17 protein-coding genes are annotated in these 21,135 nt (G+C 71.2%); 8 read left to right on the plus strand and 9 right to left on the minus strand.

Annotated elements, in window-relative coordinates:
* Positions 1–66 precede the first annotated feature (66 nt).
* Positions 67–2,223, minus strand: coding sequence for a TPM domain-containing protein (locus ACU5E9_RS17815; protein WP_456811224.1), 2,157 nt, complete (start codon positions 2,221–2,223; stop codon positions 67–69).
* 200 nt (positions 2,224–2,423) lie between these two features.
* Here ACU5E9_RS17815 and ACU5E9_RS17820 point away from each other — a divergent pair, with 200 nt between their 5' ends.
* Positions 2,424–3,197 (plus strand): gamma-glutamyl-gamma-aminobutyrate hydrolase family protein, encoded by a 774-nt coding sequence (locus tag ACU5E9_RS17820; protein ID WP_456811225.1) that lies wholly within the window; start codon positions 2,424–2,426, stop codon positions 3,195–3,197.
* Here ACU5E9_RS17820 and ACU5E9_RS17825 read toward each other — a convergent pair.
* Complete coding sequence (locus ACU5E9_RS17825) at positions 3,194–3,727, minus strand: TetR/AcrR family transcriptional regulator (protein WP_456811226.1); 534 nt, start codon at positions 3,725–3,727, stop codon at positions 3,194–3,196. The genes ACU5E9_RS17820 and ACU5E9_RS17825 overlap by 4 nt on opposite strands.
* Positions 3,728–3,833: 106 nt before the next feature.
* Between ACU5E9_RS17825 and ACU5E9_RS17830 the strand changes: the two genes are divergently transcribed.
* Both ACU5E9_RS17830 and ACU5E9_RS17835 read left to right on the plus strand, forming a co-directional pair.
* Complete coding sequence (locus ACU5E9_RS17830) at positions 3,834–5,381, plus strand: MFS transporter (protein ID WP_456811227.1); 1,548 nt, start codon at positions 3,834–3,836, stop codon at positions 5,379–5,381.
* A 194-nt stretch (positions 5,382–5,575) separates the two neighbouring features.
* Positions 5,576–6,025 (plus strand): hypothetical protein, encoded by a 450-nt coding sequence (locus ACU5E9_RS17835; protein ID WP_456811228.1) that lies wholly within the window; start codon positions 5,576–5,578, stop codon positions 6,023–6,025.
* Between the two features lie 81 nt (positions 6,026–6,106).
* Here ACU5E9_RS17835 and ACU5E9_RS17840 read toward each other — a convergent pair whose 3' ends face one another.
* Both ACU5E9_RS17840 and ACU5E9_RS17845 read right to left on the minus strand, forming a co-directional pair.
* On the minus strand, positions 6,107–8,356 hold the full coding sequence (locus ACU5E9_RS17840) for a heavy metal translocating P-type ATPase (RefSeq protein WP_456813572.1): 2,250 nt from the start codon (positions 8,354–8,356) through the stop codon (positions 6,107–6,109).
* A 29-nt stretch (positions 8,357–8,385) separates the two neighbouring features.
* Entirely contained in the window at positions 8,386–8,619 is a 234-nt protein-coding gene (locus tag ACU5E9_RS17845; RefSeq protein WP_456811229.1) for a heavy-metal-associated domain-containing protein, read from the minus strand.
* A 132-nt stretch (positions 8,620–8,751) separates the two neighbouring features.
* Between ACU5E9_RS17845 and ACU5E9_RS17850 the strand changes: the two genes are divergently transcribed.
* Together ACU5E9_RS17850 and ACU5E9_RS17855 are read left to right on the plus strand one after the other, a co-directional pair.
* Positions 8,752–9,084, plus strand: a complete 333-nt coding sequence (locus tag ACU5E9_RS17850; protein WP_456811230.1) for a metal-sensitive transcriptional regulator — start codon at positions 8,752–8,754, stop codon at positions 9,082–9,084.
* A 26-nt stretch (positions 9,085–9,110) separates the two neighbouring features.
* Positions 9,111–10,310: a low temperature requirement protein A gene (locus ACU5E9_RS17855; RefSeq protein ID WP_456811231.1), complete on the plus strand. Its 1,200-nt coding sequence runs from the start codon at positions 9,111–9,113 to the stop codon at positions 10,308–10,310.
* A 60-nt stretch (positions 10,311–10,370) separates the two neighbouring features.
* Here ACU5E9_RS17855 and ACU5E9_RS17860 read toward each other — a convergent pair whose 3' ends face one another.
* Complete coding sequence (locus ACU5E9_RS17860) at positions 10,371–10,958, minus strand: hypothetical protein (RefSeq protein WP_456811232.1); 588 nt, start codon at positions 10,956–10,958, stop codon at positions 10,371–10,373.
* 116 nt (positions 10,959–11,074) lie between these two features.
* On the opposite strand from ACU5E9_RS17860, the gene ACU5E9_RS17865 reads away from it, so the two are divergent.
* Positions 11,075–11,860 (plus strand): hypothetical protein, encoded by a 786-nt coding sequence (locus ACU5E9_RS17865; RefSeq protein ID WP_456811233.1) that lies wholly within the window; start codon positions 11,075–11,077, stop codon positions 11,858–11,860.
* A gap of 37 nt (positions 11,861–11,897) precedes the next feature.
* Here the strand turns inward: ACU5E9_RS17865 and ACU5E9_RS17870 are convergent, their stop codons facing one another.
* Together ACU5E9_RS17870 and ACU5E9_RS17875 are read right to left on the minus strand one after the other, a co-directional pair.
* Positions 11,898–13,439: a carboxylesterase/lipase family protein gene (locus ACU5E9_RS17870; protein WP_456811234.1), complete on the minus strand. Its 1,542-nt coding sequence runs from the start codon at positions 13,437–13,439 to the stop codon at positions 11,898–11,900.
* Between the two features lie 526 nt (positions 13,440–13,965).
* Positions 13,966–15,585 carry an ABC-F family ATP-binding cassette domain-containing protein gene (locus ACU5E9_RS17875; RefSeq protein WP_456811235.1) on the minus strand — a complete coding sequence of 540 codons (1,620 nt, stop codon included), beginning with the start codon at positions 15,583–15,585 and terminating at the stop codon, positions 13,966–13,968.
* Between the two features lie 257 nt (positions 15,586–15,842).
* Between ACU5E9_RS17875 and ACU5E9_RS17880 the strand changes: the two genes are divergently transcribed.
* Positions 15,843–17,792 (plus strand): ABC1 kinase family protein, encoded by a 1,950-nt coding sequence (locus ACU5E9_RS17880; protein WP_456811236.1) that lies wholly within the window; start codon positions 15,843–15,845, stop codon positions 17,790–17,792.
* Here the strand turns inward: ACU5E9_RS17880 and ACU5E9_RS17885 are convergent.
* Positions 17,752–18,339: a CGNR zinc finger domain-containing protein gene (locus tag ACU5E9_RS17885; RefSeq protein ID WP_456811237.1), complete on the minus strand. Its 588-nt coding sequence runs from the start codon at positions 18,337–18,339 to the stop codon at positions 17,752–17,754. The two genes, ACU5E9_RS17880 and ACU5E9_RS17885, sit on opposite strands and share 41 nt — an antisense overlap.
* Before the next feature lie 85 nt (positions 18,340–18,424).
* Between ACU5E9_RS17885 and ACU5E9_RS17890 the strand changes: the two genes are divergently transcribed.
* Positions 18,425–19,411, plus strand: a complete 987-nt coding sequence (locus ACU5E9_RS17890; protein WP_456811238.1) for an EamA family transporter — start codon at positions 18,425–18,427, stop codon at positions 19,409–19,411.
* A 97-nt stretch (positions 19,412–19,508) separates the two neighbouring features.
* Here the strand turns inward: ACU5E9_RS17890 and ACU5E9_RS17895 are convergent, their stop codons facing one another.
* Positions 19,509–21,023, minus strand: a complete 1,515-nt coding sequence (locus tag ACU5E9_RS17895) for an MFS transporter (protein WP_456811239.1) — start codon at positions 21,021–21,023, stop codon at positions 19,509–19,511.
* Positions 21,024–21,135: the final 112 nt, after the last annotated feature.

Consider the following 21,135-nt stretch of genomic DNA (forward strand, 5'->3'; position numbering starts at 1 on the left):
CCACCCCAACTGACTTCTCAGCGCAGGATACCCGCAGCGTGATTGTCCTCTCGCGGGTGCGGCAGCTTAGAAGCGGCCGCCGCCACCGCGCCGGCCGCGGGTGCCTCCGCCGCCGAAGCTGCCGGGCCGGAAACCGCCGCCGCCGAAGCCGCCACCGCTGCTGCGCCGGCCGCCTCCGCCCATCCCGCCGAAGCCGCCACCGCCCCCGCCGCCGAACATGCCGCCGCCCCCGCCTCCGCCACCGAGGATCTGGCCGATCAGGATGCCGCCGAGCACGGCGCCCATCGAACCGTTGCTGCCACCGCGCCGGCTGGTGCCGCCGCCGCCGAAGAAGTCGCTGAAGTCGTCATCGTCGTCGGTGGAGAAGCCCTCCACATCACGCCGGGCCATGGCGGTGGCCTCGGCGGCGAGGGAGCCCGCCCGTTGGGAGACCGCCAGCGCGGCGGCCGGGTCGGTCGGCACCAGGGACTCGGCCTGGGCGGTCAACCGGGCCGCCTCCGCCAGCCGGGTGCGGGCCTCCGCGCCCACGGCTCCGCGCCGGGCGGTGATGAAGTCGTCGGCCGCCGAGACCTGGCTGCGGGCGGCCTGCATGCTCTGGTTCAACGCCTGGTTCAGGCGCTGCGCCTGCAGCTGGGCGTCCCGCGCGCCCTGCAGCGCAGCATCCATGGCGGCGTTCGCGGCCTCGAGGTTCTGCATCAGCTCGAGCGGGTTGATCGGCGGCGCGGCCAGCCGGGCCCTCGCCGCGGCGAGCGTCTGCTCGGTCTGCGAGATGGCGCCGGGAACCGCGGCGCTGCCGGCGGGCAGGGCGCGAGCGCTGACCAGGTCGGTCTCGAGATCGGCGAGGACCGCGGGAATGCCGGCCTCCGCCTGCTCCAGGTCGGCGGCCAACCGGTCGACGGCGTCGACGAGCAGCTTCGCCTGATCGACGGCCTCCTCGGCCGCGCGGATGCCCACGGCCGCCGCGCTCGGCTCGCCGGCGGTGAGCCGGCTGCGCGCCTCGGCCAGCGCGTTGGTGGCGAAGGTCAGGCGCTCGGCGGCCTGGTCGGGATTGTCGGCCACCGTGGCCAGCGCCGCCGGGGTGTACCGGCCGGCGAGTGCTTCCACGCCCGTTTCGGCCTGGTCGAGCCGGGCGTCGATGGCGGCCAGCTCGGTCTCCAGTTCGGCAGCGGCGGCGGGCGCATTGGCCTCCAGCTGGCGCAGCTCGTCGAAGGCCTCGGCCTGCTCGTCCAGGGCATGGTTGGCCTCGGCGCACAGGGCGATGATCTGCCGGTACCAGGCCCGCACCTGCTCCGCCGTGTCGGGTTCGGCGTCGTCGAGGCGCTGCTGCAGGGTGAACGCCTCGCTGAGCTTGCCCGCCGCGGTGCTCACCGCAGCCTGGAACGGTTCGGCCGCGGCCACGCCGTACTGCGCGACGGCGAAGCCCACCTCCTGGCCGCTGGTCTTGATGGCGTCATCGGTCTCGATCAGGGCACTGGATGCGTCCCGCTTCAATTCGGCCGTCGGCACCTCGGGCGCACCCGTCGTCGTCCGCACGGCCGCAGCCTTCCCGCGACGGCGGAGCAGCACGATCACGACGGTGACGACGGCGCCGAGCACCACGACGGCCAGCAGCACGGCCACCCAGCCGGCGAGGCCGCCGGAGCCGGTATCGGGCTCGCCGGGCGTGACCACCGGATCGGTGAGCGGTTCGCCGTCCACGCTCTGCTGCAGGGCGGTGGCCCCGTTGATCGCGGCGCCGGCCCAGTCGTTCTCCCGCAGCGACGGTTCGATCGCGGTGTTCTGCACCTCGGCCAGCTGGGCGTCGTCGAGCACGAAATCGCTCGCGACCGACAACTGGTACTGCCGGTCCTCCGTCGCCACCGCCAGCAACACGTCGTTGTCGCCGAAACCGTTGTCCACCGCGGTCTGGTCGGCCCAGGTCGAGACGTCGTCCACCCCGTCGAAGCTCGACACGTAGGCCACGTACAGGTCGATCTGGGTGTCGGCGAACAGCTGGTCCAGCGCGGCGGTCACCTCGTCCTCGCGGCCGTCGACCGCACCGACGGTGTCGACGATGTGGCTCTGCTCGAACGTCACCGGGTCATCAGCCCTGGCCGGCAACGGCGACGCCAACGCGGCACCGACCAGGCCGGCCGTGGCCAGCGCGATGGCCGCCGCCAGCGCCGCCGTGCGGGCGGCGAGCCCGGTTATCGTCGGTCGGATGCGCGGGCGGCCTGGCTGCATGGGGTCCACTTCCTTGAGGTGCCGCGACGTGCGGCAGATTCCCATCGAGCATAGAACCCCCGGCTAGGAGCGGCTAGGAAGCGCACGGCCGGACTGTTGCACTCTGTTACCCCCGACCGGGTGCGGGGGAGCCGCCTCGGGCACACTGGAATCCGCGGCAAGCGTCGCATCCGCACCCATTCCCCGTCACGGAGGCGAGAATGACCACCCACGATCTCGCCACCATGACCACCCGGCCCACCCTCGCCGTTGTCGAGGTCACCCGCAGCCGGCCCGACCGGCCCGCGTACCACGCCAAGGTGCAGACCCTCAATGCCACCGTCGTGGCCGCCGGCACGGATGGCGGGTGGAGCGTTGTGCGCCTGGCCGCCGCCGACCTCGACCCCGCCGCCCTGCTCGACCTCACCGACTCGGCCGACGCCGTCGTGATCGTCGGCGGCGAAGACATCGACCCGAGCTTCTACGGCGCCCAGGCCGGCTACGAGGGTGAGACCGCCCACTTCGCCGACGCCGACGCCGGCCAGATCGCGCTCGTGCAGCGCGCGGCCGACCGGGGCACCCCGCTGCTGGGCATCTGCCGCGGGCTGCAGATCATCAACGTCGCCCTCGGCGGTGACATCGTGCAGCACATCGACGACGGCATCCACCGCAACGTCGGCGTGCCCATCGACGAGATCCTCTCCACCCACGACGTGACGCTGCTCGCCACCAGCACGCTCGCCGCGGCGCTCGGCGACACCCGCATCTCGGTGCAGAGCGCGCACCACCAGAGCGTCGGCCGGCTCGGCCATGGGCTGGTCCCCGTCGCGACCGCACCGGACGGCCTGATCGAGGCCGTCGAGCACAACAGTGTTCCGATCACGGGCGTGCAGTGGCACCCCGAGGCGCCGGATTCCCCGGCCGCCCAGCTGCCCCTGCTGCTGGCGTCGCTCCAGAACGCGCTCGCCGCCGCCCAGGTCGCCCAGGCGGCCTAAGCCACGGTTCGGGGGCGCACCCGGGCCAGGAACGCGGGAACGTCGAGCTCGTGCTCGAACGGTTCACCGATCGTGGTCGCGTCGTAGTACAGCCCGTCGGCCAGGAGCATCGTCGCGCGGGCCAGTTCGGGGTCGTGCAGGTCGTCGTTGAGGATGTCGAAATAGCGTTGGCGCATCTCCACGATCACGGCGCGGGCCCGGGGGTTCCGGCGGGCCAGTGACCCGCCGGCCAGCATCGCCCGGTCGAGCGGGCTGTTGACGTACTCGGCCAGGCTCACGTAGTAGGCGGCGGCGCCGCGCGGTGCCGCCCGCATCCGTTCGTACTCCGGCACGGCCAGCGCCTCGAGCCGTTCGATCAGGGCCGTCTCCAGGCCGTCGCGAGAGCCGAAGTGGTAGAGCAGGCCGCCCTTGGTGACGCCGGCAGCCTTCGCCACCGCGTCGAGGGAGGCGCCGGAACCGCTCGTGTCGATGAGCAGTTCCTGGAACGCGGTGAGGATGCTCTCCCGCGCGCTATCGCGATGTTGGGCCATGCCGGCCACTTTACTGTACTTGATGGTATAGTCGTAGTCTGCTGTACCGGATGGTGCAGTAAAACTAGCGGTTCCGCACGGAACCGCGTTCTTCAGCCAGGTAGACATGAGCACGACAGACAGCATCCGCACCCACACCGGAACCACTGGACCGGCCGTACCCCGAGCCGGACGCCGCGAGTGGCTGGGCCTCGTGCTGCTGATGCTGCCGGTGCTGCTCATCTCGGTGGACAACACCGTGCTCAGCTTCGCCCTGCCGGCGATCAGCCTCGACCTGCGGCCGAGCAGCACGACCCTGCTCTGGATCGTGGACGTCTATCCGCTCGTCCTGGCCGGTCTATTGGTGGCGATGGGAACGCTCGGTGACCGGGTGGGCCGGCGCCGGCTGCTGCTGATCGGTGCGACCGGGTTCGGGGTGGTGTCGGTGCTCGCGGCGTTCGCGCCCACGGCAGAGTCGCTCATCGCGGCCCGGGCGGTGATGGGCTTCTTCGGCGCCATGATCATGCCGTCCACCCTGTCGCTGCTGCGCAGCCTGTTCTTGGATGCCCGCCAGCGCACCCTGGCGATCGCGGTCTGGGCCGGGGCCTTCGCGGCCGGCTCGAGCCTCGGCCCGATCGTGGGCGGGGTGGTGCTGCAGCACTTCCAGTGGGGCGCGGTGTTCCTCATCGCGGTGCCGTTCCTGCTGCCGCTCGTGGCGTTCGCCCGCCTGCTCGTGCCGGAGTCCAGGGACCCGGCGCCGCTGAAGATCGACCTGCCGAGCGTGGCGCTCTCGCTGGCCACGCTCACCCCGCTGGTGTTCGCCATCAAGACCCTCAGTCACGACGGCGTCACCGTGCTGGGCCTCGGTGCCCTGGCGGTCGGCCTGGTCGGGGGGACCCTGTTCCTCCGTCGCCAGCTGCGCATTGACAACCCGCTGCTCGACCTGGCGCTGTTCCGGCATGCCCCGTTCGCCGGGTCGGTGCTGGCGAACTTCCTCTCCGTGTTCAGCCTGGTCGGTTTCCTATTCTTCGTCTCCCAGCACCTGCAGCTGGTGCTCGGCCTCGACCCGCTGGACGCCGGGTTGCTGTTGTTGCCCGGTGCCGTGTTGTCGGTGGTGGCCGGCCTGGGCGCGGCCTACGTGGTGCGCCGGGTGCCGCCGCGACTGGTGATCGTGGGTGGCATCCTGCTCTCGGCGCTCGGCTTCGCCCTGATCGTGCTGCTGCGGGAGAACCTCACGGCCGGTGTGGTGGCGCTGGCGTTCGGCATCCTCTCGGTGGGTGTCGGCGCGGCGGAGACCATCTCGAACGACACCATCCTGAGCTCGGTGCCGGCCGACAAGGCCGGGGCAGCGGCCGGTGTCTCCGAGACCGCGTACGAGCTCGGCGCGGTGCTGGGCACGGCCGTGCTCGGGGCGATCCTCGCGGCCTCCTACCGGGCCGCCGTGGTGCTGCCCGACGGCCTCGGCGCGGGAGCGGCCGGCCAGGCCGGCGAGACCCTCGGCGGGGCGCTCGGCGTGGCGGAGGGCCTGCCGGCCGGTCAGGCCGCGGCGCTCACCGAATCGGCCCGGGCGGCGTTCGATAGCGGCGTGGGCCTGACCTCCATCATCGCCGTGGCGCTGATGCTCACGGCCGCGGCGGCCGTGCAGCTGAGCATGCGCCCGCGCCGCACCCGTTAGCTGGGTGCCGGCCCGCCGACTTCGCCCGAACTGCCCCTTGGACGCCCGCCACGGGGCACTTCGCGGCACGTCGCGGCCGTGGGCCGCATCGACTTCGCCCCAAGTGCCCCTTGGCTGCCCGGGAACGGCATCTTGGGGCAACTCGAGGCGAGCGGGCCCTCGCGGGCTGCCCGGCTTGGGGTGATACTCGGAGCATGGGCCCTCTCGGTACCGACCGTATATCCGCGCCCGGCCGAACACCGGCGCGAGCCGGTGTCGAGAGGGCCCTCCTCACGCTCGAAACCGTCACCAGCGTCACCGCCCTGGCCGGAGGCATCCTGCTGATGCTCGCCCCGGACGGGTCATTGCTGATGGCCGAACCCGCCGCGCTCGAGGGCACCCCGTTCGACGACTGGCTCCTGCCCGGTGCCGCCCTCACCCTCTTCGTGGGCGTCGGATTCGCGGTCGCGGCCGGCTGGCAGTGGCGCCGCGGCTCGCACGCCCGCTACGTTTCACTGGCCGCGGGCGTCGGCCTGGTGCTCTTCGAGGTCGTGCAGTTCTCGGTGATCGGCTTCCACCCGCTGCAGGCCGTCTTCGGTCTCGTCGGCGCGGCCACCGCCATCCTGGCCTGGCGGCTGCCGGCCGCCCGCCATGGCGCTGCATAACTCCTGCAATTTCTGACCAGGGTGACCAGCGGATGCCGGAATCCTGCGGATGTGCACAGTGGCGGCGGAATCCTGCAGGAGTTATGCCCTGGGCGCGGCGGGGGAGGCGGACCGGAAGCCGCGCAGGCGCAGGCTGTTGCTCACCACGAACACCGACGACAGCGCCATGGCCGCGCCCGCGATCAGCGGGTTGAGCAGGCCGAGCGCGGCCAGCGGGATGGCCGCAACGTTGTACGCGAAGGCCCAGAACAGGTTGGCCTTGATGGTGCGCAGGGTGCGGCGGGACAGGCGGATGGCGTCGACGACGGCGAGCAGGTCCGCCCGCACGAGGGTGATGTCGCTGGCTTCGATGGCCACGTCGGTGCCGGTGCCCATCGCGATGCCGAGGTCGGCGGCGGCCAGCGCGGCGGCGTCGTTCACGCCGTCACCCACCATCGCCACCACGTGCCCGGCGGCCTGCAGGGCGCGCATCCGGTCGACCTTGTCGGCCGGGAGGACGCCGGCGAAGACCTCGCTGATGCCCACCTGGTCGGCCACGGCACGGGCGGCGGTGGGGTTGTCCCCGGTGAGCAGCACCGGGGTGAGGCCGAGGGCGATCAGCTGCGCCACGGCCGCGGCGCTGGAGGGCTTGACCTCGTCCGCCACGGCCAGGATGCCCCTGGCCACGCCGTCCCAGGCCACCGCCACGGCGGTCTGGCCCAGCGCCTCGATGCCGGCCAGCGCCTCGGCGAGGTCGGCCGGCAGGGCCACCTGCCACTCGTCCGCCAGCCAGCGCGGCCGGCCCACCAGCACGAGGTGGTCGTCGACGGTGGCCTGCACGCCGAAGCCCTGCGCGGAGGCGAAGGCCGTGGCGGCCGGCAGCACGCCCACCCGCTCAGTGGCGCCGGTGACGATGGCGACGCCGATCGGATGCTCCGAGCCGGCCTCGGCCGCACCGGCCAGGCGCAGCAGCTCGGATTCGGCCGCGGTAGAGCTCGAAATGAAGGCAGTGCCGGCGGCGTCGGCCGGCACTCCCGCCGCGACGTGCACGGCGAGCAGCGCCATCCGCCCTGTCGTGACGGTGCCGGTCTTGTCGAGCACGATGGTGTCCACCCGGCGGGTGGACTCCAGGATCTGCGGCCCGCGGATGAGGATGCCCAGCTGCGCGCCACGGCCGGTGCCCACCAGCAGGGCCGTGGGCGTGGCCAGCCCCAGCGCGCACGGGCAGGCGATGATGAGGGTGGCGACGGCGGCGGTGAAGGCCTGCTCGGCGCCGGCGCCGAGGACCAGCCAGGTGGCCAGGGTGCCCAGCGCGATCGCAAAGACGATCGGCACGAACATGGCTGACACCCGGTCGGCCAGCCGCTGCACCGGGGCCTTGCCCGACTGCGCCTGTTCCACGAGCTTGCCGATGCGGGCCAGTTCGGTGTCGGCGCCCACCCGGGTGGCGCGCACGGTGAGCCGGCCGCCGGCGTTGACGGTGGCGCCAACGACGGTGTCGCCGGGACCCACTTCCACCGGCACGGTCTCGCCGGTGAGCAGGCTGGTGTCGATGGCCGACGCGCCATCGGTGACCACCCCGTCGGTGGCCACCTTCTCGCCGGGGCGCACCACGAACTCGTCGTCCACGACTAGTTCGGCGATCGGGATGCGCCGCTCGGCGCCGCCGCGGAGCACCGCCACGTCCTTGGCGCCCAGGTTCACCAGCGCGGTGAGGGCCGCTCCGGAGCGGGTCTTGGCCCGGGCCTCGAAGTAGCGCCCGGCCAGGATGAACACCGTCACGGCCGCGGCGACCTCGAGGTAGATCTCGGTGGACCCGCTGCCGGTCATACTGAAACTCAGCTGCATGGTCATGCCCGGCATGCCCGCGTCGCCGAAGAAGAGCGCGTAGAGCGACCAGCCGAACGCGGCGAGCACGCCTACGCTGATCAGGGTGTCCATGCTGGCGGCGCCATGCCGGGCATTGACCCAGGCGGCCCGGTGGAACGGCCAAGCCCCCCAAACGGCGACGGGCGCGGCGAGCATCAGCGCGAGCCACTGCCAGTTGGTGAACTGCAGGGCCGGAACCATGGAGAGCAGGGTGACCGGGATCGCCAGGGCGGTGGAGACCAGCAGTCGTTGGCGCAGCGCCAGGGTGTCGGCATCCAGGGTCACCACGGGTTCGGCGGCGGGTGGCTCGGGCAGCCGCGCGGTGTAGCCGGTGGCCACGATGGTGGCGATGGCGTCATCGACGCTGGTGCCGGCCGGCAGGCGCACGGTGGCCTTGTCGGTGGCGTAGTTCACGGTGGCCTCGACACCGGGCAGGCGGTTGAGCTTCTTCTCGATGCGCGCGGCGCAGGAGGCGCAGGTCATGCCACCGACCAGGAGGTCGACGGGCTCGTTCACGCTGCCGTGTCCTGCAGTTCGTAGCCGGCCTCGTCGATGGCGGCGCGGATGTCGGCGGTGGGGGGCGTGGCGGCGCTGGTGACGTGCACCGTGCTTGCGGCGCCGACGACGAGGTCGACCGTCACGGCGCTGACCCCGGGCACCAGGGAGACCTCCTCGATGACGCTGGCGACGCAGTGGCCGCAGGTCATTCCGGTGACGAGGTAGTCGGTGGTGTCGGTGTGTGCCATGGTGCGAACCTTCTCTGCTCAAGCGGATGCTGCGCGGGGCACCGCAATGCGGATACCCCCTCCGGGTACTCTAGCGCATCGATCGTGATACCGTGAGGGGGTATAGGGTCAGCCGACAGCCAGGAGCACACCATGACGACCGTCCCCGCCGCCGCGCCCGCCGCAGACCACTCCCACGACGGCCCGCACGGCTACATCTCGAACAAGGACGACTACCTCAAGCGGTTGCGCCGCATCGAGGGTCAGGCCCGCGGCCTCCAGGGCATGGTCGAAAACGACAAGTACTGCATTGACATCCTCACCCAGGTCTCCGCCATGACCAGCGCCCTGCAGTCGGTGGCTTTGGGGCTGCTCAACGACCACCTCAGCCACTGCGTCGTCGACGCCGTCGCCACCGGCGGCGACGAGGCGCAACTCAAGCTCAAGGAAGCCGGCGACGCCATCGCCCGGCTGGTGCGCTCTTAGCCGTCGATTTTCCCTAGGCTATGCGCATGACGGATGCGTTCGGCTTCAGGCTCCACCGGCGGATGACCGCGCGGAACCCCGACGAGTCGCACCGGGTGGCCAGCCCGCTTGAGCTGCTCTTCGACCTGACCTTCGTGGTGGCGGTAGCGCAACTCGTGGTCGAGCTGGCGCACGGCATCGAGGGCGGGCACGGTGCCGAGGAGGTCGGCCCGTTCCTGATGGTGTTCTTCGCCATCTGGTGGGCCTGGATGAACTTCACCTGGTTCGCCTCGGCGTACGACACCGACGACGTGCCGTACCGGCTGCTCACCATGCTGCAGATGGGCGGGGTGCTCGTCCTGGCGGCCGGCGTGCCGGCCGCCTTCGCCGAACAGGATTTTCGCGCGATCACGCTGGGGTACCTGATCATGCGGATCGGCCTGGTCGCGCAATGGCTGCGGGCCGGCTTCGAGCATCCGGAGAGCCGCACAACCGCCTGGCGCTACGCCGCCGGGGTGAGCGTCGTGCAGCTGGGCTGGCTGGCCCGCCTCGCCCTGCCGGAAGAGCTCGGGGTCGCGTCCTTCGTGGTGCTCGCCTTGCTCGACGTCACGGTTCCGTTCTGGGCGGAACGCACCGGCTCCACCTTCTGGCACCCGCACCACATCGCGGAGCGGTACGGCCTGTTCACCATCATCCTGCTCGGCGAGAGCGTGCTGGCGGCGACCGCCGGCGTGCAGGAGGCCCTCGGTGCGGGCGGGGTCAGCGGCGACCTGGTGCTCGTGTCCGCGGCGGCACTGGTGACACTGTTCGCGCTCTGGTGGCTGTACTTCCTGGAGCCGGCGGGGGAGGGACTCTCGGTCAAGCGCAGCCGGTCATACCTGTGGGGGTACGGGCACTACGGTGTCTTCGCTGCCCTTGCCGCCCTCGGCGCCGGGCTCGAGGTGGCGGTGGCCGAGGCCGGCCATCACCTCGAGGTGTCGTCGGTGGCGCTGGGATACGCCGTGGCCCTGCCGGTGGGAATCTTCCTGCTCCTGCTCTGGGCGGTGCACGCCGTGCTGCAGACCCGGTCCCAGATCCGGCCGGCCGTGATCCTTCCGGCGGCGGCGATCGTGCTGCTCGTCCCGCTCCCGGCGGGCACCGTGGGCGTGACCGCGACAGTGGTCATCGTCGCCGCGATCTGTGTGTTCGTCGTCGCCGTCACCCTGGCCGACCAGGCGCGGCGTGGCCGCCTGGCCGCCGCCGGGTAGTCAGGCTGCAGAGCGTCAGGCTGCAGAGTGTCAGGCTGCAGAGTGTCAGGCTGCAGAGTGTCAGGTGGGCGGCACCCAGTAGCCCACCCGGCAGAGCAGCAGCGTCTCGCGGTCGGCACCCGCCGGGGCCTCGATCTCCGGCGGGAACACCCCCATCGCGCGGAACTCTTCGACGTGCGGGCCGACCACCTCCCAGAGCAGTTCCACCAACGGCTCCGGCAGGGAGTAGTCCCAGCCGAGATGACGGGCGATGGACCAGGCCTGGAAGGCCCGGTAGATGCTGATGTGCTCGAGGTACTCGCTGAGCGGGTAGTCGCCGTAGCTCATGTGCACGGTCTTGTCGGGGTCGAGGTCTTCGTTCACGGCGGCGGTGGCGATGTCGTTGATGCGGTCGTACCGGGCGATCGGGTCGTCGCCGAGCAGGTCGCCGTCGTAGGTGCCGCCGGCATCTTCGATGGTGCGGCCGAGCAGCACGTCGGGCACCCAGGCCTCGTCGCGGGCGTGCGCGGCCAGGATGTCGCGCACGGTGGGGTCGGGCGTGAACGACCATTCCGCCGGCGCGGGTTGGCTGAGCTGGTCGGGGGTGATCCGGTCGATAACGGAGCGCAACGCGGCATCCGCCTGGAGGAAGAGCTCTTTCTGCTTCATGCGGGCACGCTAACACCTGCCGCGGACAATGGCGGGTCGGCCGACGCTGGCAATCGCCCCCCAAAGCGCGCGGTTATCACGGAGGTCGCCCAGACAACGTGGGTAGCATCAGGCTGATGTCAACCGTTCACACCACCGCCAGGATCGTAGGTCGGTCCTTCGTTGTCGTCGCCGTTCTGGCGCTCACCCTGAGCGGATGCTCCGCCCTCGGCGGCGCGGGCGGCAGCGCGTCGGCGTCGGCCCAGCTGGGTGACACGGAGGCCACGGCCACCGACACCCCGACCGCGACCGCGCCCACCGAGTCGGAGGGCTGCCCCGCCACCGACAAGACGGTTCCGGACGGCGCGGTCACCGCCGAGATCGCCGACATCGACGGCGACGGCAAGGACGACACCGAGTGGTACTCGGAAGCCACCGTGCCGTTCGTCTACGGCGTCACCACCGCATCCGGCGCCACGATCACCATCACCGACGGCCTGGCCGGCCCCAATTCGCACAGCGGTTGGACGGCTGAACTGCACAACGGCGTGGTGGTGACGGTGCTCGACGACGGCCGCGGCGCCGCGCTGCACGCGCTGGTCGACTGCGCCTTCGTGACCCCGATCGGCGTGGACGCCCGGCCGTACACCTTCGACATGCAGAACCTGCGGGGCTTCGGCACCGGCGTGGGCTGCCTCGAGGTGGAGGGCGGACTCGAACTGAACGGGCTGCAGATCAGCGAGAACCGGGACGACAGCTTCTCGCTGATGTCCACGGGCATCACGGTCTCCACCGACGGACTGACCGCCATGAACGGCTACACGGCCGTGGAGCCCGCCCTCGCGGCCGACGACCGCCGGGTCGCCCTGGCGCGCGCGTCCACCTGCGCCGACACCCCCGTGGTCAGCACCAGCGGGCACTGACCACCCGGCACTGACCAGTCGGCGCTGACCGACGGCACTACCCGCCGGCGCCACCGCTGGCGGCCAGTGCGGCCTCGACCGCATAGGCGTCGGCGTCATACCCCGACCGCGTGTCGAACCGCATCGCCCCGTCCGGCTCCGTGCCGGCCGATGGCCAGTCCGCGTCGCCCTGGCGGATGAACCGCACCCAGGCCGCGTGCATGGTGTCGGCCAGCGGCTGCGGCAGGGTATCCCCGATCGAGACGGGCACGCCGGCAGCGTCGAGCAGGTCCCAGGCGAACGGCAGGTCGATGCAGTGCCCGGCCAGGGTGGTGGCGGGAGCCCGGAACGCGAAGTCGTACAACCAGGTTCGCGAGCCCGCCCCGTGCGCGGCGCGCTGCCGGCCGCAGACCAGGGTCGGCATCCGGAACAGCGCCGCGGTCGAGAGCTGGCCGCGCGCGAAGGAGCCGCCGATCCGTTCCGCCTCCGTACGGAAGCCGGCCACCCCGGCCGCGTCGACGCCGGCCTCCTCGAGGGCGCCCACGACGGTGTCGAGGCTCTCATTCGACGGGAACGTGAACTCGTGCGCCGTGGTGCCGATCAGCAGCGGCAGGCCGGCGTTGTGCCCGGCCGCGATGGCCGATCCCAGCGCCACCACGACGTCACCGTCTACGACCGGGGCGAACGGGATGCCCGTGATGTCGGCATCCGGATCGTCCGCCGCCCGGATCAGCGCGCCGAACGGCATGGTGGGGTGGAGGATGCCCGGCCCGGTGAGCTGGGCCGCCGGCTCCGCGTCCAGGATCGTCTCCGCGGACACGGTGCGCCAGGCGTCCAGGTCGGGTGTAATGCCCTGCGCGGCGGCGAAGCGCCGGCCGATCGCCTCGGCGTCGGCGGGGGAGAGCCCGTAGGCGGGAGCCGACTGAGCGATGACGCCGTGGAACAGGCCCTGCGCGCGCGGCGAGGAGAGCAGGGCCAGCACGCTGCCGCCGCCGGCCGACTGGCCGCCGATGGTCACCCGGGCCGGGTCGCCGCCGAAGGCACGGACGTTGTCGCGTACCCATTCCAGCGCGGCGATCTGGTCGAGGATGCCCCGGTTCAGCGGGGCCCCGTCGATCCAGCCGAAGCCCTCGAAACCCAGCCGGTAGGCGATCGTGACGACGACGACGCCATCCCGGTTGAACGCGACACCGTCGTACCAGGGGCTGGCGGGGGAGCCGGCGGCGTACCCGCCGCCGTGGATCCACACCAGCACCGGCAGTCCGGGCTCGCCGGTGCCGGGAGCGGGGGTGAAGACGTTCAGGTTGAGGATGCCGTCGCCGGGCACAGAGGGCTCGGGGATGGTCGTCACGGTGGCGGATTCCCGGCGCTGCGGGGTGGGGCCGTAGGCGACGGCCTCACGCACCCCGGTCCAGGGCTGAACGGGCGCCGGGGCGAGGAACCGGTGCTCGCCGACAGGTGCGGCGGCGAACGGAATGCCCAGGAACGCCGCGGAGGCCCCACGCCAGTACCCGCGGACCCGGCCGGCCGTGGTCGGCACCTCCGGGGCCACATCGGTGATCGTTGCGGAGGTGGCGGCCAGGTCATTCGGGTGCGTCATAGCAGCATCGTAAACGAAGGTGCCGACGCTCAAATTGCATTGCCGGCGTTCAGATGAAATCGTATGGAGTGGGGGGCTTCGAGCGCGAAGTCCGAAAAGACAACGGAGAGAGCGCGATCATGCCGCACAGGCCGCCGTGGGGACGGGGCGAATTCGGGCCGACTGCCGGGCACGACAGCGTCGTGCGGCTCTTTCCCGACTACGCCGGGTCGGTGCTCTGGTTCCCGCATCCGGTCGCCTACGCGGCCACCGGGCTCGACGGCGGCCTCGTCGCCGACCTGATCCGGTGGGAGATCGACTACTACGACGCTCTCGACGCCGACTTCGACTGGCGCAGCCCCGCCCTCGCTCGCGCCTTCACGACCGACGGCGTCGCCCTGGCGTACCGGCTGGCGGTGCAGTTGGGCGCCGCCTTCGACATCGAGTTCGCCTCCTACGAGGCCGGGGTGGCGACCCGCCGGTTCCGCAGCGAACTCCCGGCCGACAACCCCCGAGCCGCCGCAGCCTTCACCGCCCTGGCCGGCTCTCACGCCCGCCCGGCCGACGGATCCTCCTCGGTGATCTGGCCGCCCGCGTCAAGGGCGAGCCAGTCGGTGAGCCCGAGCCGACCGAGGAACGCGTCGTCGTGGCTGACCACGAGCAGGCCGCCGCGATAGGAGCCGAGCGCCCCGACCAGCTGGTCGAGGCTCTGCCGGTCGAGGTTGTTCGTCGGTTCGTCCAGCACCAGCAGCTGCGCCGGCGGGTCGGCCAGGAGCAGCCGCGCCAGTGACACCCGGAACCGTTCGCCGCCGGACAGGCTCCGCACCGGCCGGCCGACGGCATCGCCGCGCAGCAGGAACCGGGCCAGCTTGCTGCGCAACTCGCCGGGGGAGACCGCAGGGGCGGCCAGCCGCAGGTTCTCCAGGGCGCTGGCCGCCTCGTCGAGCCCATCCAGCCGCTGGCCGAGGTAGCCGATCCGGCTCGTGAACGCCGTCGCCGTGGCCAGGCCGGCGCGCGCCGTCAGCGGATGCACGAGCGACTCCAGCAGGCTGGTCTTGCCCACCCCGTTCGGCCCGGTCAACGCCACTCGCATCGGACCCTGCAGCAGGACGCTGCGGTTCACGCCGTGCAGCTCGGCCAGCCGCTTGCCGGCGGGCACGTTCGGGTCGGGCAGGTCCACGTGGATGCTGTCGTCGGTGCGCACCCGAGCGGATGCGGCGGCCGCCGCCGCACGGGCATCCTGCACCTTGCCGTCGAATTCGGTTCGCAGCTTGCCGGCCGACACCTGCGCCGCGGACTTGCGCAGCCCCATCACAATCTTGGGCACGCTCTTGTTCTCGAACTCGGTGCGGGCGAACCGGCCGCGCCGGGCGAGTTTCGTCTCGGCCTCGATGCGCTGCTGCTTCTCTTTTCGCAGTGATTGGTCCGCGCTGCGCTGCGCCTGCACGGCGGCGTTCTGCTCCCGGTCCCGGTGCTCGAGGAAGGCGCTGTATGGCCCGCCGAACACCGCGAGGGCGCCGCCGTGCAGCTCGGCAGTGTCGTCCATCAGCTCGAGCAGCGCGGAGTCGTGGCTGACCACGACGAGGGCGCCCGGCCAGGAGCGCACCATCGCCGACAACCGGTGCCGGGCGGCCCGGTCGAGGTTGTTGGTGGGTTCGTCGAGCACCGCGATCGGGGCACCAGTCAGGCGCAACCCGGCGATCGCGACCAGGATCGCCTCCCCGCCGGACATCGCGCCGACCGGCCGGTCCAGGTCGGCCTCGGCCAGGCCGGCCGACCGCAGCGCCTCACCGGATCGGGTGGGCAGGTCCCAGTCGTCGCCGAGCACCTCGAAGTGGCGCTCGTCCACGTCGCCGGACTCGATCGCTCGGAGCGCGTCGAGTTTCGACCGCACCCCGAGCAGGTCGGCCGCCGTCGCGCCGACGTCCAACGTGAGCGTCTGCGGCAGGTAGCCCACATCGGCCGACACCGTGACGGTGCCCGTGGTGGGACGCAGCTGGCCGGTGATCAGCCGCAGCAGGGTGGACTTGCCCGAGCCGTTCGCGCCGACCAGGCCGGTGCGACCACGGCCGAACGCGGCGCTGATACCCGTGAAGGCGGTGGATCCGTCCGGCCAGGTGAGGCCGACATCCGTGAGCAGAATTGTTGAAGCGTGTGCCGTAGCCATGGGGCTCCTCGTCGTCAGTGGCTGCACTGACACCGGAGCCGCGGCGCGGCGAATCGACGGGTCAGCGCGTGTGCGCGGAAACGACGAAAAACTTCACTGGCTGAGCCTGACTCTGCTGGGACGGGACTGCTCCAGTGTGACATATGGCCGCCTGCCATGCCAGCGCGCTACCCTGAGCGCCAACAGGTCGACAGATTGTGGGGCACGGGTTGTTCGAATCGTTGTGGGCATGGATTGTGTTCGGCCTGGTCGGTTTTGTGTTCGCCGTTTCGGTCGGTTTCGCCACCCGGTCCCTGCTGGGCACCAACGTGGGTTGGCTGCGCACCTTCCTAGTGGGGCTGCTCGTGTTCGTGGCCAGCTGGCCGTTCGCCTATTTCGTGGCGACCCAGGCCCGGGTGGTCGCGACTGACGGCACGCTGCGGGCACCGCTGCTGGTGGTGGTGCTGTTCGTCGCACTCGCCTTCGGCTGGGTGTTCGCCTTCGGGATCGCCCTATTGGTGGCGGCCGAGGCGCTCTGGCCGACGACGGCCACCAACCCGGTGGATGCGATCCGGGCGGCGCTGCACCGCCGGCGGCGCACCAAGCGGTACCTGCAGATCCTCACCCTGCTGTCCCGGCACGGCATCGGCTGGATCCTGAGCGAACGGCCGGGCTGGCCGCAACGAGGCCGTGGCGGCCGCGGCGGCACCCCGGCCGCGCTGGTGGCCGCGATCAACGAGGCCGGCGTCACCTTCGTCAAGCTCGGCCAGCTGCTCTCGACCCGCCGTGACCTGCTGCCCCGCAACTACACCCTCGCGCTCGCCTCGCTGCAGTCCCGGGCGACCACCCTGCCGTGGCCGGCGATCCGCGCCGTGATCGAGTCCGAGATCGGGGCGCCGCTCAACACGGTGTTCACCGAGGTGAACGAAACACCGCTGGCGGCGGCATCCGTGGCGCAGGTGCACACCGGCACGCTGCTGGACGGCACCAGGGTGGTGCTGAAGGTGCAGCGGCCGGGCGCGGGCGCGCAGGTGGCCGCCGACGTCGACATCATCGTGCGGCTCGCCCAGCGCATCGAAGCGCAGACCAGCTGGGGGCGCGACTTCGGGGTGGTGACCCTGGCCGAGGGATTCGCGCGATCGCTGCGCGACGAGCTGGACTACCGAATCGAGTTCGGCAGCACCCGGCAGATCGGCAGCGTGGTCGCGGAGTCCGGCGCGTCCGACATCCTGGTGGTGCCGCGGGTGTACGCGGAGGCGAGTTCACGCCGGCTGCTCACCATGGACCTCATCGACGGCGTCCCGCTCAGCGCGGCGCAGGACCGACTCTCCGAACTGTGGCCGGAGGAACGGGCGGCGCTCGCCGATGCCCTGCTCGACGCGGTCCTCGAGCAGGTGATCGTGACCGGCATCTTCCACGGCGACCTGCACCCCGGCAACCTCATGCTGCGCCAGGACGGCCGCCTAGGCCTGATCGACTTCGGTAACGTGGGCGTGCTCGAGCGCAGCATGCGCGAGGGGCTGGTGACGCTACTGCTGGCGGCGGCGGCCGACGACGACATCGCCACCACGGATGCGCTGCTGCTGGTGGTCGAGGCGCCGGCGGATGCCGACATCGCGGCGCTGCAACGCGACCTGGGCCGCATCCTCACCATCACCCGGCACAGCGGGGCTGAGGGCTCGATCTTCACGGCCATGCTCGACACCATCCGGGAACACCACCTCGCCATCCCGACGTCGTTGGGCATGGCTTTCCGCACCCTGGTGACGCTGGAGAGCAGCCTGGCGATCCTGGACCCCGACTTCGACATGGTGGAGAAGGCGCTGGACCGGGTGCCGCATTTCCTGCGCCGGCTGGTAACGCCGAAATCCCTGCTCGGTTCGGTACAGGCTCAGGGTGCCGTGCTGCGGGCCACGGCCAGGCGGCTGCCGCGGCGGCTGGAATCGATCAGCGCCGGATTGGAGAAGGGCACCTTCAGTGTGCGGATCCGCGCCTTCGCCGAACCCGACGACCGCTGGTGGCTGGGCTCGATCGTGGTCGAGTCGGTCGGGGCGCTGATCGGCATCGCGGCGGCCACCCTCGGCATCGTGCTGGTGGTGTCCGACACCGGGCCCGAGCTGGTGGAGGGTGTGCGACTGTACGCGTTCCTCGGCGCCACGATCGGGCTGGTGGGGTTCGTGCTGCTCATCAGGGCGCTGCGGCAGGTGTTCCTGCGGCATCCGAGCTGAGCCCGGCCGCGCGTTCCCGGAACGCGATCATGTTCATCCGGTTGCCGCAGCGCACGCTGCAGAACCGCTTGGAGCCGTTGCGGGAGAGATCCACCAGCAAGCCGTCGCAGTCCTCAGCCGCGCAGGCGCGCAGCCGGCCGGTCTCATCGGTGCGGATCACGTCCACCAGGGCCAGGGCGACTTCCACCCGGATGCGCTCGGCCAGCGGCGCGTCCGGGTCGGTGGCGTGCAGGTGCCAGTCCAGGCCGTCGTGACGCATCAGCCGCGGCCGGGCCAGGGCGCTCTGCAGCATGGTGTTCACCTCGAGCGCGGCGGCGTCGCGGTCGAGGGTCCAAATATGGCGGAGGAGATCGCGGGTGTCGCGCACCTCGGCCAGTTCCGCGGCGTCCCGGTCCAGCCGGCCGGAGAACCGGTGGGTCACGAAAAGGCCGGTCAGCTGGGGTGGGGTGAGGAGCTCGTCCGTGCCGCTCTTGGTGGCGCCGGCGACGGTGTTCGCGAGGTCGACGGTGAACGCCAGACTCGCCTCGGTGTCAGGGGCAAAATGCAAATTGACTCCTTACTCAGAACAACACTATCTTCGGGATCAGACCACCCACAAGCCCGTCAAAATGCCCGTCCGCCTGGAGCTCGCAATGAACCGCTCGTCCACCTCGCTTGGCCTCGTCATCGCGGTCATCGCCGCGGCCACCTTCGGCCTCTCCGGGGCCCTCGCCAAGCCGGTGCTGGAGAGCGGCTGGAGCCCGGCCGCGGCCGTGACCGTGCGCGTGCTGATCGGCGGCCTCGTGCTGGCCCCTGTGGCCGTGATGTCGCTCCGCGGCCGTTGGGCGGCGCTCTGGCGCGCCCGCTGGCGGGTGCTCGCGATGGCACTGATCGGCGTGGCGGGCACGCAGCTGGCCTACTTCGCGGCGATCGAGCGCATCCCGGTCGGTTCGGCGGTGCTCATCGAGTACATGGCCCCGCTGCTGCTGGTGGGGCTGGCGTGGGCGCGCACGCGGCGGAGCCCCAAGGCCGTGGTGCTGATCGGCTCCGTCGTGGCGCTCGGCGGCCTGGTGCTGGTGGTGTCCCCGGGCGGCTCGGGCGGCTTCGACCTGTTCGGCTACGCGTTGGCCCTGACGGCCATGGTGGGCTGTGCGATCTACTACCTGGTGGCGGCGCAGCCCAGCGACGGTCTTCCCGCCGTGGCGCTGGCCGGGTTCGGCCTGCTGCTCGGCGGGGTGTTGTTGGGCCTCGTCGGGCTGTCCGGCCTGGTGCCCTTCACGACCTCCACCGCGGACGTGTCGATGTTCGGCACCGAACTGCCCTGGTGGCTGCCGCTGCTCCTCATCGGGATCGTAGCCACCGCCATCGCCTACTCCACGAGCATCGCCGCCAGCGAGATGCTCGGATCCCGGCTGGCCTCGTTCGTGGGGCTGCTCGAGGTGGTCGCGGCCACGTTCTACGCCTGGCTGCTGCTGGGCGAGCAGCTCACCGTGCCGCAGCTGTTCGGCGGGCTGCTGATCCTCATCGGCATCGCCTTCGTACGCTCCGAGAAGACGGATGCCGCGATCGAGCCGGCATCCGTCCCCGCCGTCCCCGTCGTTCCCGCCGTCCCCGACGACATCGACCGGCAGGTTGCATAACTCCTGCAATTTCTGAGAACCCCGGCAGCGGATGCCGAAATCACGCGGGTGAGCGCACCACCGGCGAGATTCTGCAGGAGTTATGCCGCCCGCACGGCTAGTGGGCGACCACCGGCTCGGCGTCGGCGGCGAGGTGCGCATTCGAGAGGGAGAGGCCCTGGCCCTTCCGGCGGAAGAGCAGCGCCGCGATGATGGCGCCGACGGCAAAGAAGCCGGCGCCCCACCAGTACGCGACCGCGTAGCTGTCAACCGCGGCCTGCGCGGCCACCTCGGCGGTGGCGGGCAGGTGCGCAGCCACGTAGTCGGCCGCGGCGGTGGCGGCGAGGGTGTTCAGCAGCGCCGTGCCGATCGAGCCACCGACCTGCTGGCTGGTGTTCACCATCGCCGAGGCGACGCCGGCGAACTGCCGGTCGACGCCCAGGGTGGCGGTCTGCATCGACGCCGGCATGATCGAGCCCATCGCGAAGCCCAGGATCATCAGCGGCGGCAGCACGTTGGCGGCGTAGGTGCTGTCGAGGTTGAGGTTGGTGAGCAGGATCATTCCGATCGCGCCCAGCGACATGCCGAACGGAACCATGATCTTGGGCCCGAACCGGGGCACGAAGATGTTCGTCGAGAGCTGCGCGGCGAGCACCAGCATCGCGATCATCGGCAGGAAGGAGAAACCGGTCTGCATGGGCGTGAAGCCCAGCGACGCCTGCAGGTAGTAGGTGACGAACAGGAAGATGCCGAACATGCCCGCGCCGGCGATCATCACCGACAGGTAGGCGGCCCCGCGGTTACGGTCCAGCACGATCGCCAGCGGCAGCAGCGGATGCGCCGCCTTCCGTTGCCACAGCACGAAGCCGACGAGCAACACCACGGCGCCGGCGAGCATGCCCCAGGTCATAGGCGAGTCCCAGCCATCCGTCTCGGCGTTGGAGAAGCCGTAGACCAGGCCGAACAGCGCGGCGGAGACCAGGATCGTGCCTGGAATGTCGAGCTTGGGGCTGGGACCGGTGCGCTGCAGGTGGTCGACGAAGATCGCGGCGCCGATGACCGCGACGATGGCGATGAAGACGTTGATGTAAAGGTTCCAGCGCCAGTCGAAGTACTCGGTGAGGTACCCGCCGAGCAGTAGGCCCACGGCGCCGCCCGCACCGGCGATGGCACCGAAGACACCGAACGCGCGGGCGCGTTCCTTGGGGATGGTGAAGGTGGTCGTGAGAACGGCCAGGGCGGTCGGGGCGAGCAGGGCGCCGAACGCACCCTGCAGGGCGCGGGCCGCGACGAGCCAGCCGAAGGTGCCGGCCGCGCCGCCGAGGGCGGAGGCGATGGCGAACCCGATCAGGCCGATGATGAAGGTGCGCTTGCGACCGATGAGGTCGGAGAGCCGGCCGCCGAGCAGCAGCAGGCTGGCGAAGGCGAGGGAGTATGCGGTGACGATCCACTGGCGGTCGCCGTTGGAGAATCCGAGGTCGGCCTGGGCGGACGGAAGGGCGATGTTCACGACGGTGGAGTCGAGCACGACCATGAGCTGAGCGAGGGCGACAACGCTGAGGGTCCACCACCGGCGGGAATGTGGCACGGGGGTGCTCGTCGCGGGAGACGGAGCGGGGATCGTTTTAGACATAAACGCGACTATATACGATACTGTGGAGTTCCGGATCTTAACAGTTCCTGAATTTACGCGCCGGTAACATGTGGAGGAATACAGGATTCGTCCGCCGGGCAGAAAGGAGATC

It is taken from the genome of Cryobacterium sp. AP23 (assembly GCF_054075385.1).

Bases quoted from the DNA above. Each gene is read 5' to 3' on its own strand.
- ACU5E9_RS17870 (WP_456811234.1), bottom strand. From the start codon at position 13,439: ATGACGCACCCGAATGACCTGGCCGCCACCTCCGCAACGATCACCGAT.
- ACU5E9_RS17815 (WP_456811224.1), bottom strand. From the start codon at position 2,223: ATGCAGCCAGGCCGCCCGCGCATCCGACCGACGATAACCGGGCTCGCC.
- ACU5E9_RS17850 (WP_456811230.1), top strand. From the start codon at position 8,752: ATGACGACCGTCCCCGCCGCCGCGCCCGCCGCAGACCACTCCCACGAC.
- ACU5E9_RS17830 (WP_456811227.1), top strand. From the start codon at position 3,834: ATGAGCACGACAGACAGCATCCGCACCCACACCGGAACCACTGGACCG.
- ACU5E9_RS17840 (WP_456813572.1), bottom strand. From the start codon at position 8,356: ATGACCTGCGCCTCCTGCGCCGCGCGCATCGAGAAGAAGCTCAACCGC.
- ACU5E9_RS17865 (WP_456811233.1), top strand. From the start codon at position 11,075: ATGTCAACCGTTCACACCACCGCCAGGATCGTAGGTCGGTCCTTCGTT.
- ACU5E9_RS17895 (WP_456811239.1), bottom strand. From the start codon at position 21,023: ATGTCTAAAACGATCCCCGCTCCGTCTCCCGCGACGAGCACCCCCGTG.
- ACU5E9_RS17820 (WP_456811225.1), top strand. From the start codon at position 2,424: ATGACCACCCACGATCTCGCCACCATGACCACCCGGCCCACCCTCGCC.
- ACU5E9_RS17835 (WP_456811228.1), top strand. From the start codon at position 5,576: ATGGGCCCTCTCGGTACCGACCGTATATCCGCGCCCGGCCGAACACCG.
- ACU5E9_RS17860 (WP_456811232.1), bottom strand. From the start codon at position 10,958: ATGAAGCAGAAAGAGCTCTTCCTCCAGGCGGATGCCGCGTTGCGCTCC.
- ACU5E9_RS17825 (WP_456811226.1), bottom strand. From the start codon at position 3,727: ATGGCCCAACATCGCGATAGCGCGCGGGAGAGCATCCTCACCGCGTTC.
- ACU5E9_RS17845 (WP_456811229.1), bottom strand. From the start codon at position 8,619: ATGGCACACACCGACACCACCGACTACCTCGTCACCGGAATGACCTGC.
- ACU5E9_RS17855 (WP_456811231.1), top strand. From the start codon at position 9,111: ATGACGGATGCGTTCGGCTTCAGGCTCCACCGGCGGATGACCGCGCGG.
- ACU5E9_RS17875 (WP_456811235.1), bottom strand. From the start codon at position 15,585: ATGGCTACGGCACACGCTTCAACAATTCTGCTCACGGATGTCGGCCTC.
- ACU5E9_RS17890 (WP_456811238.1), top strand. From the start codon at position 18,425: ATGAACCGCTCGTCCACCTCGCTTGGCCTCGTCATCGCGGTCATCGCC.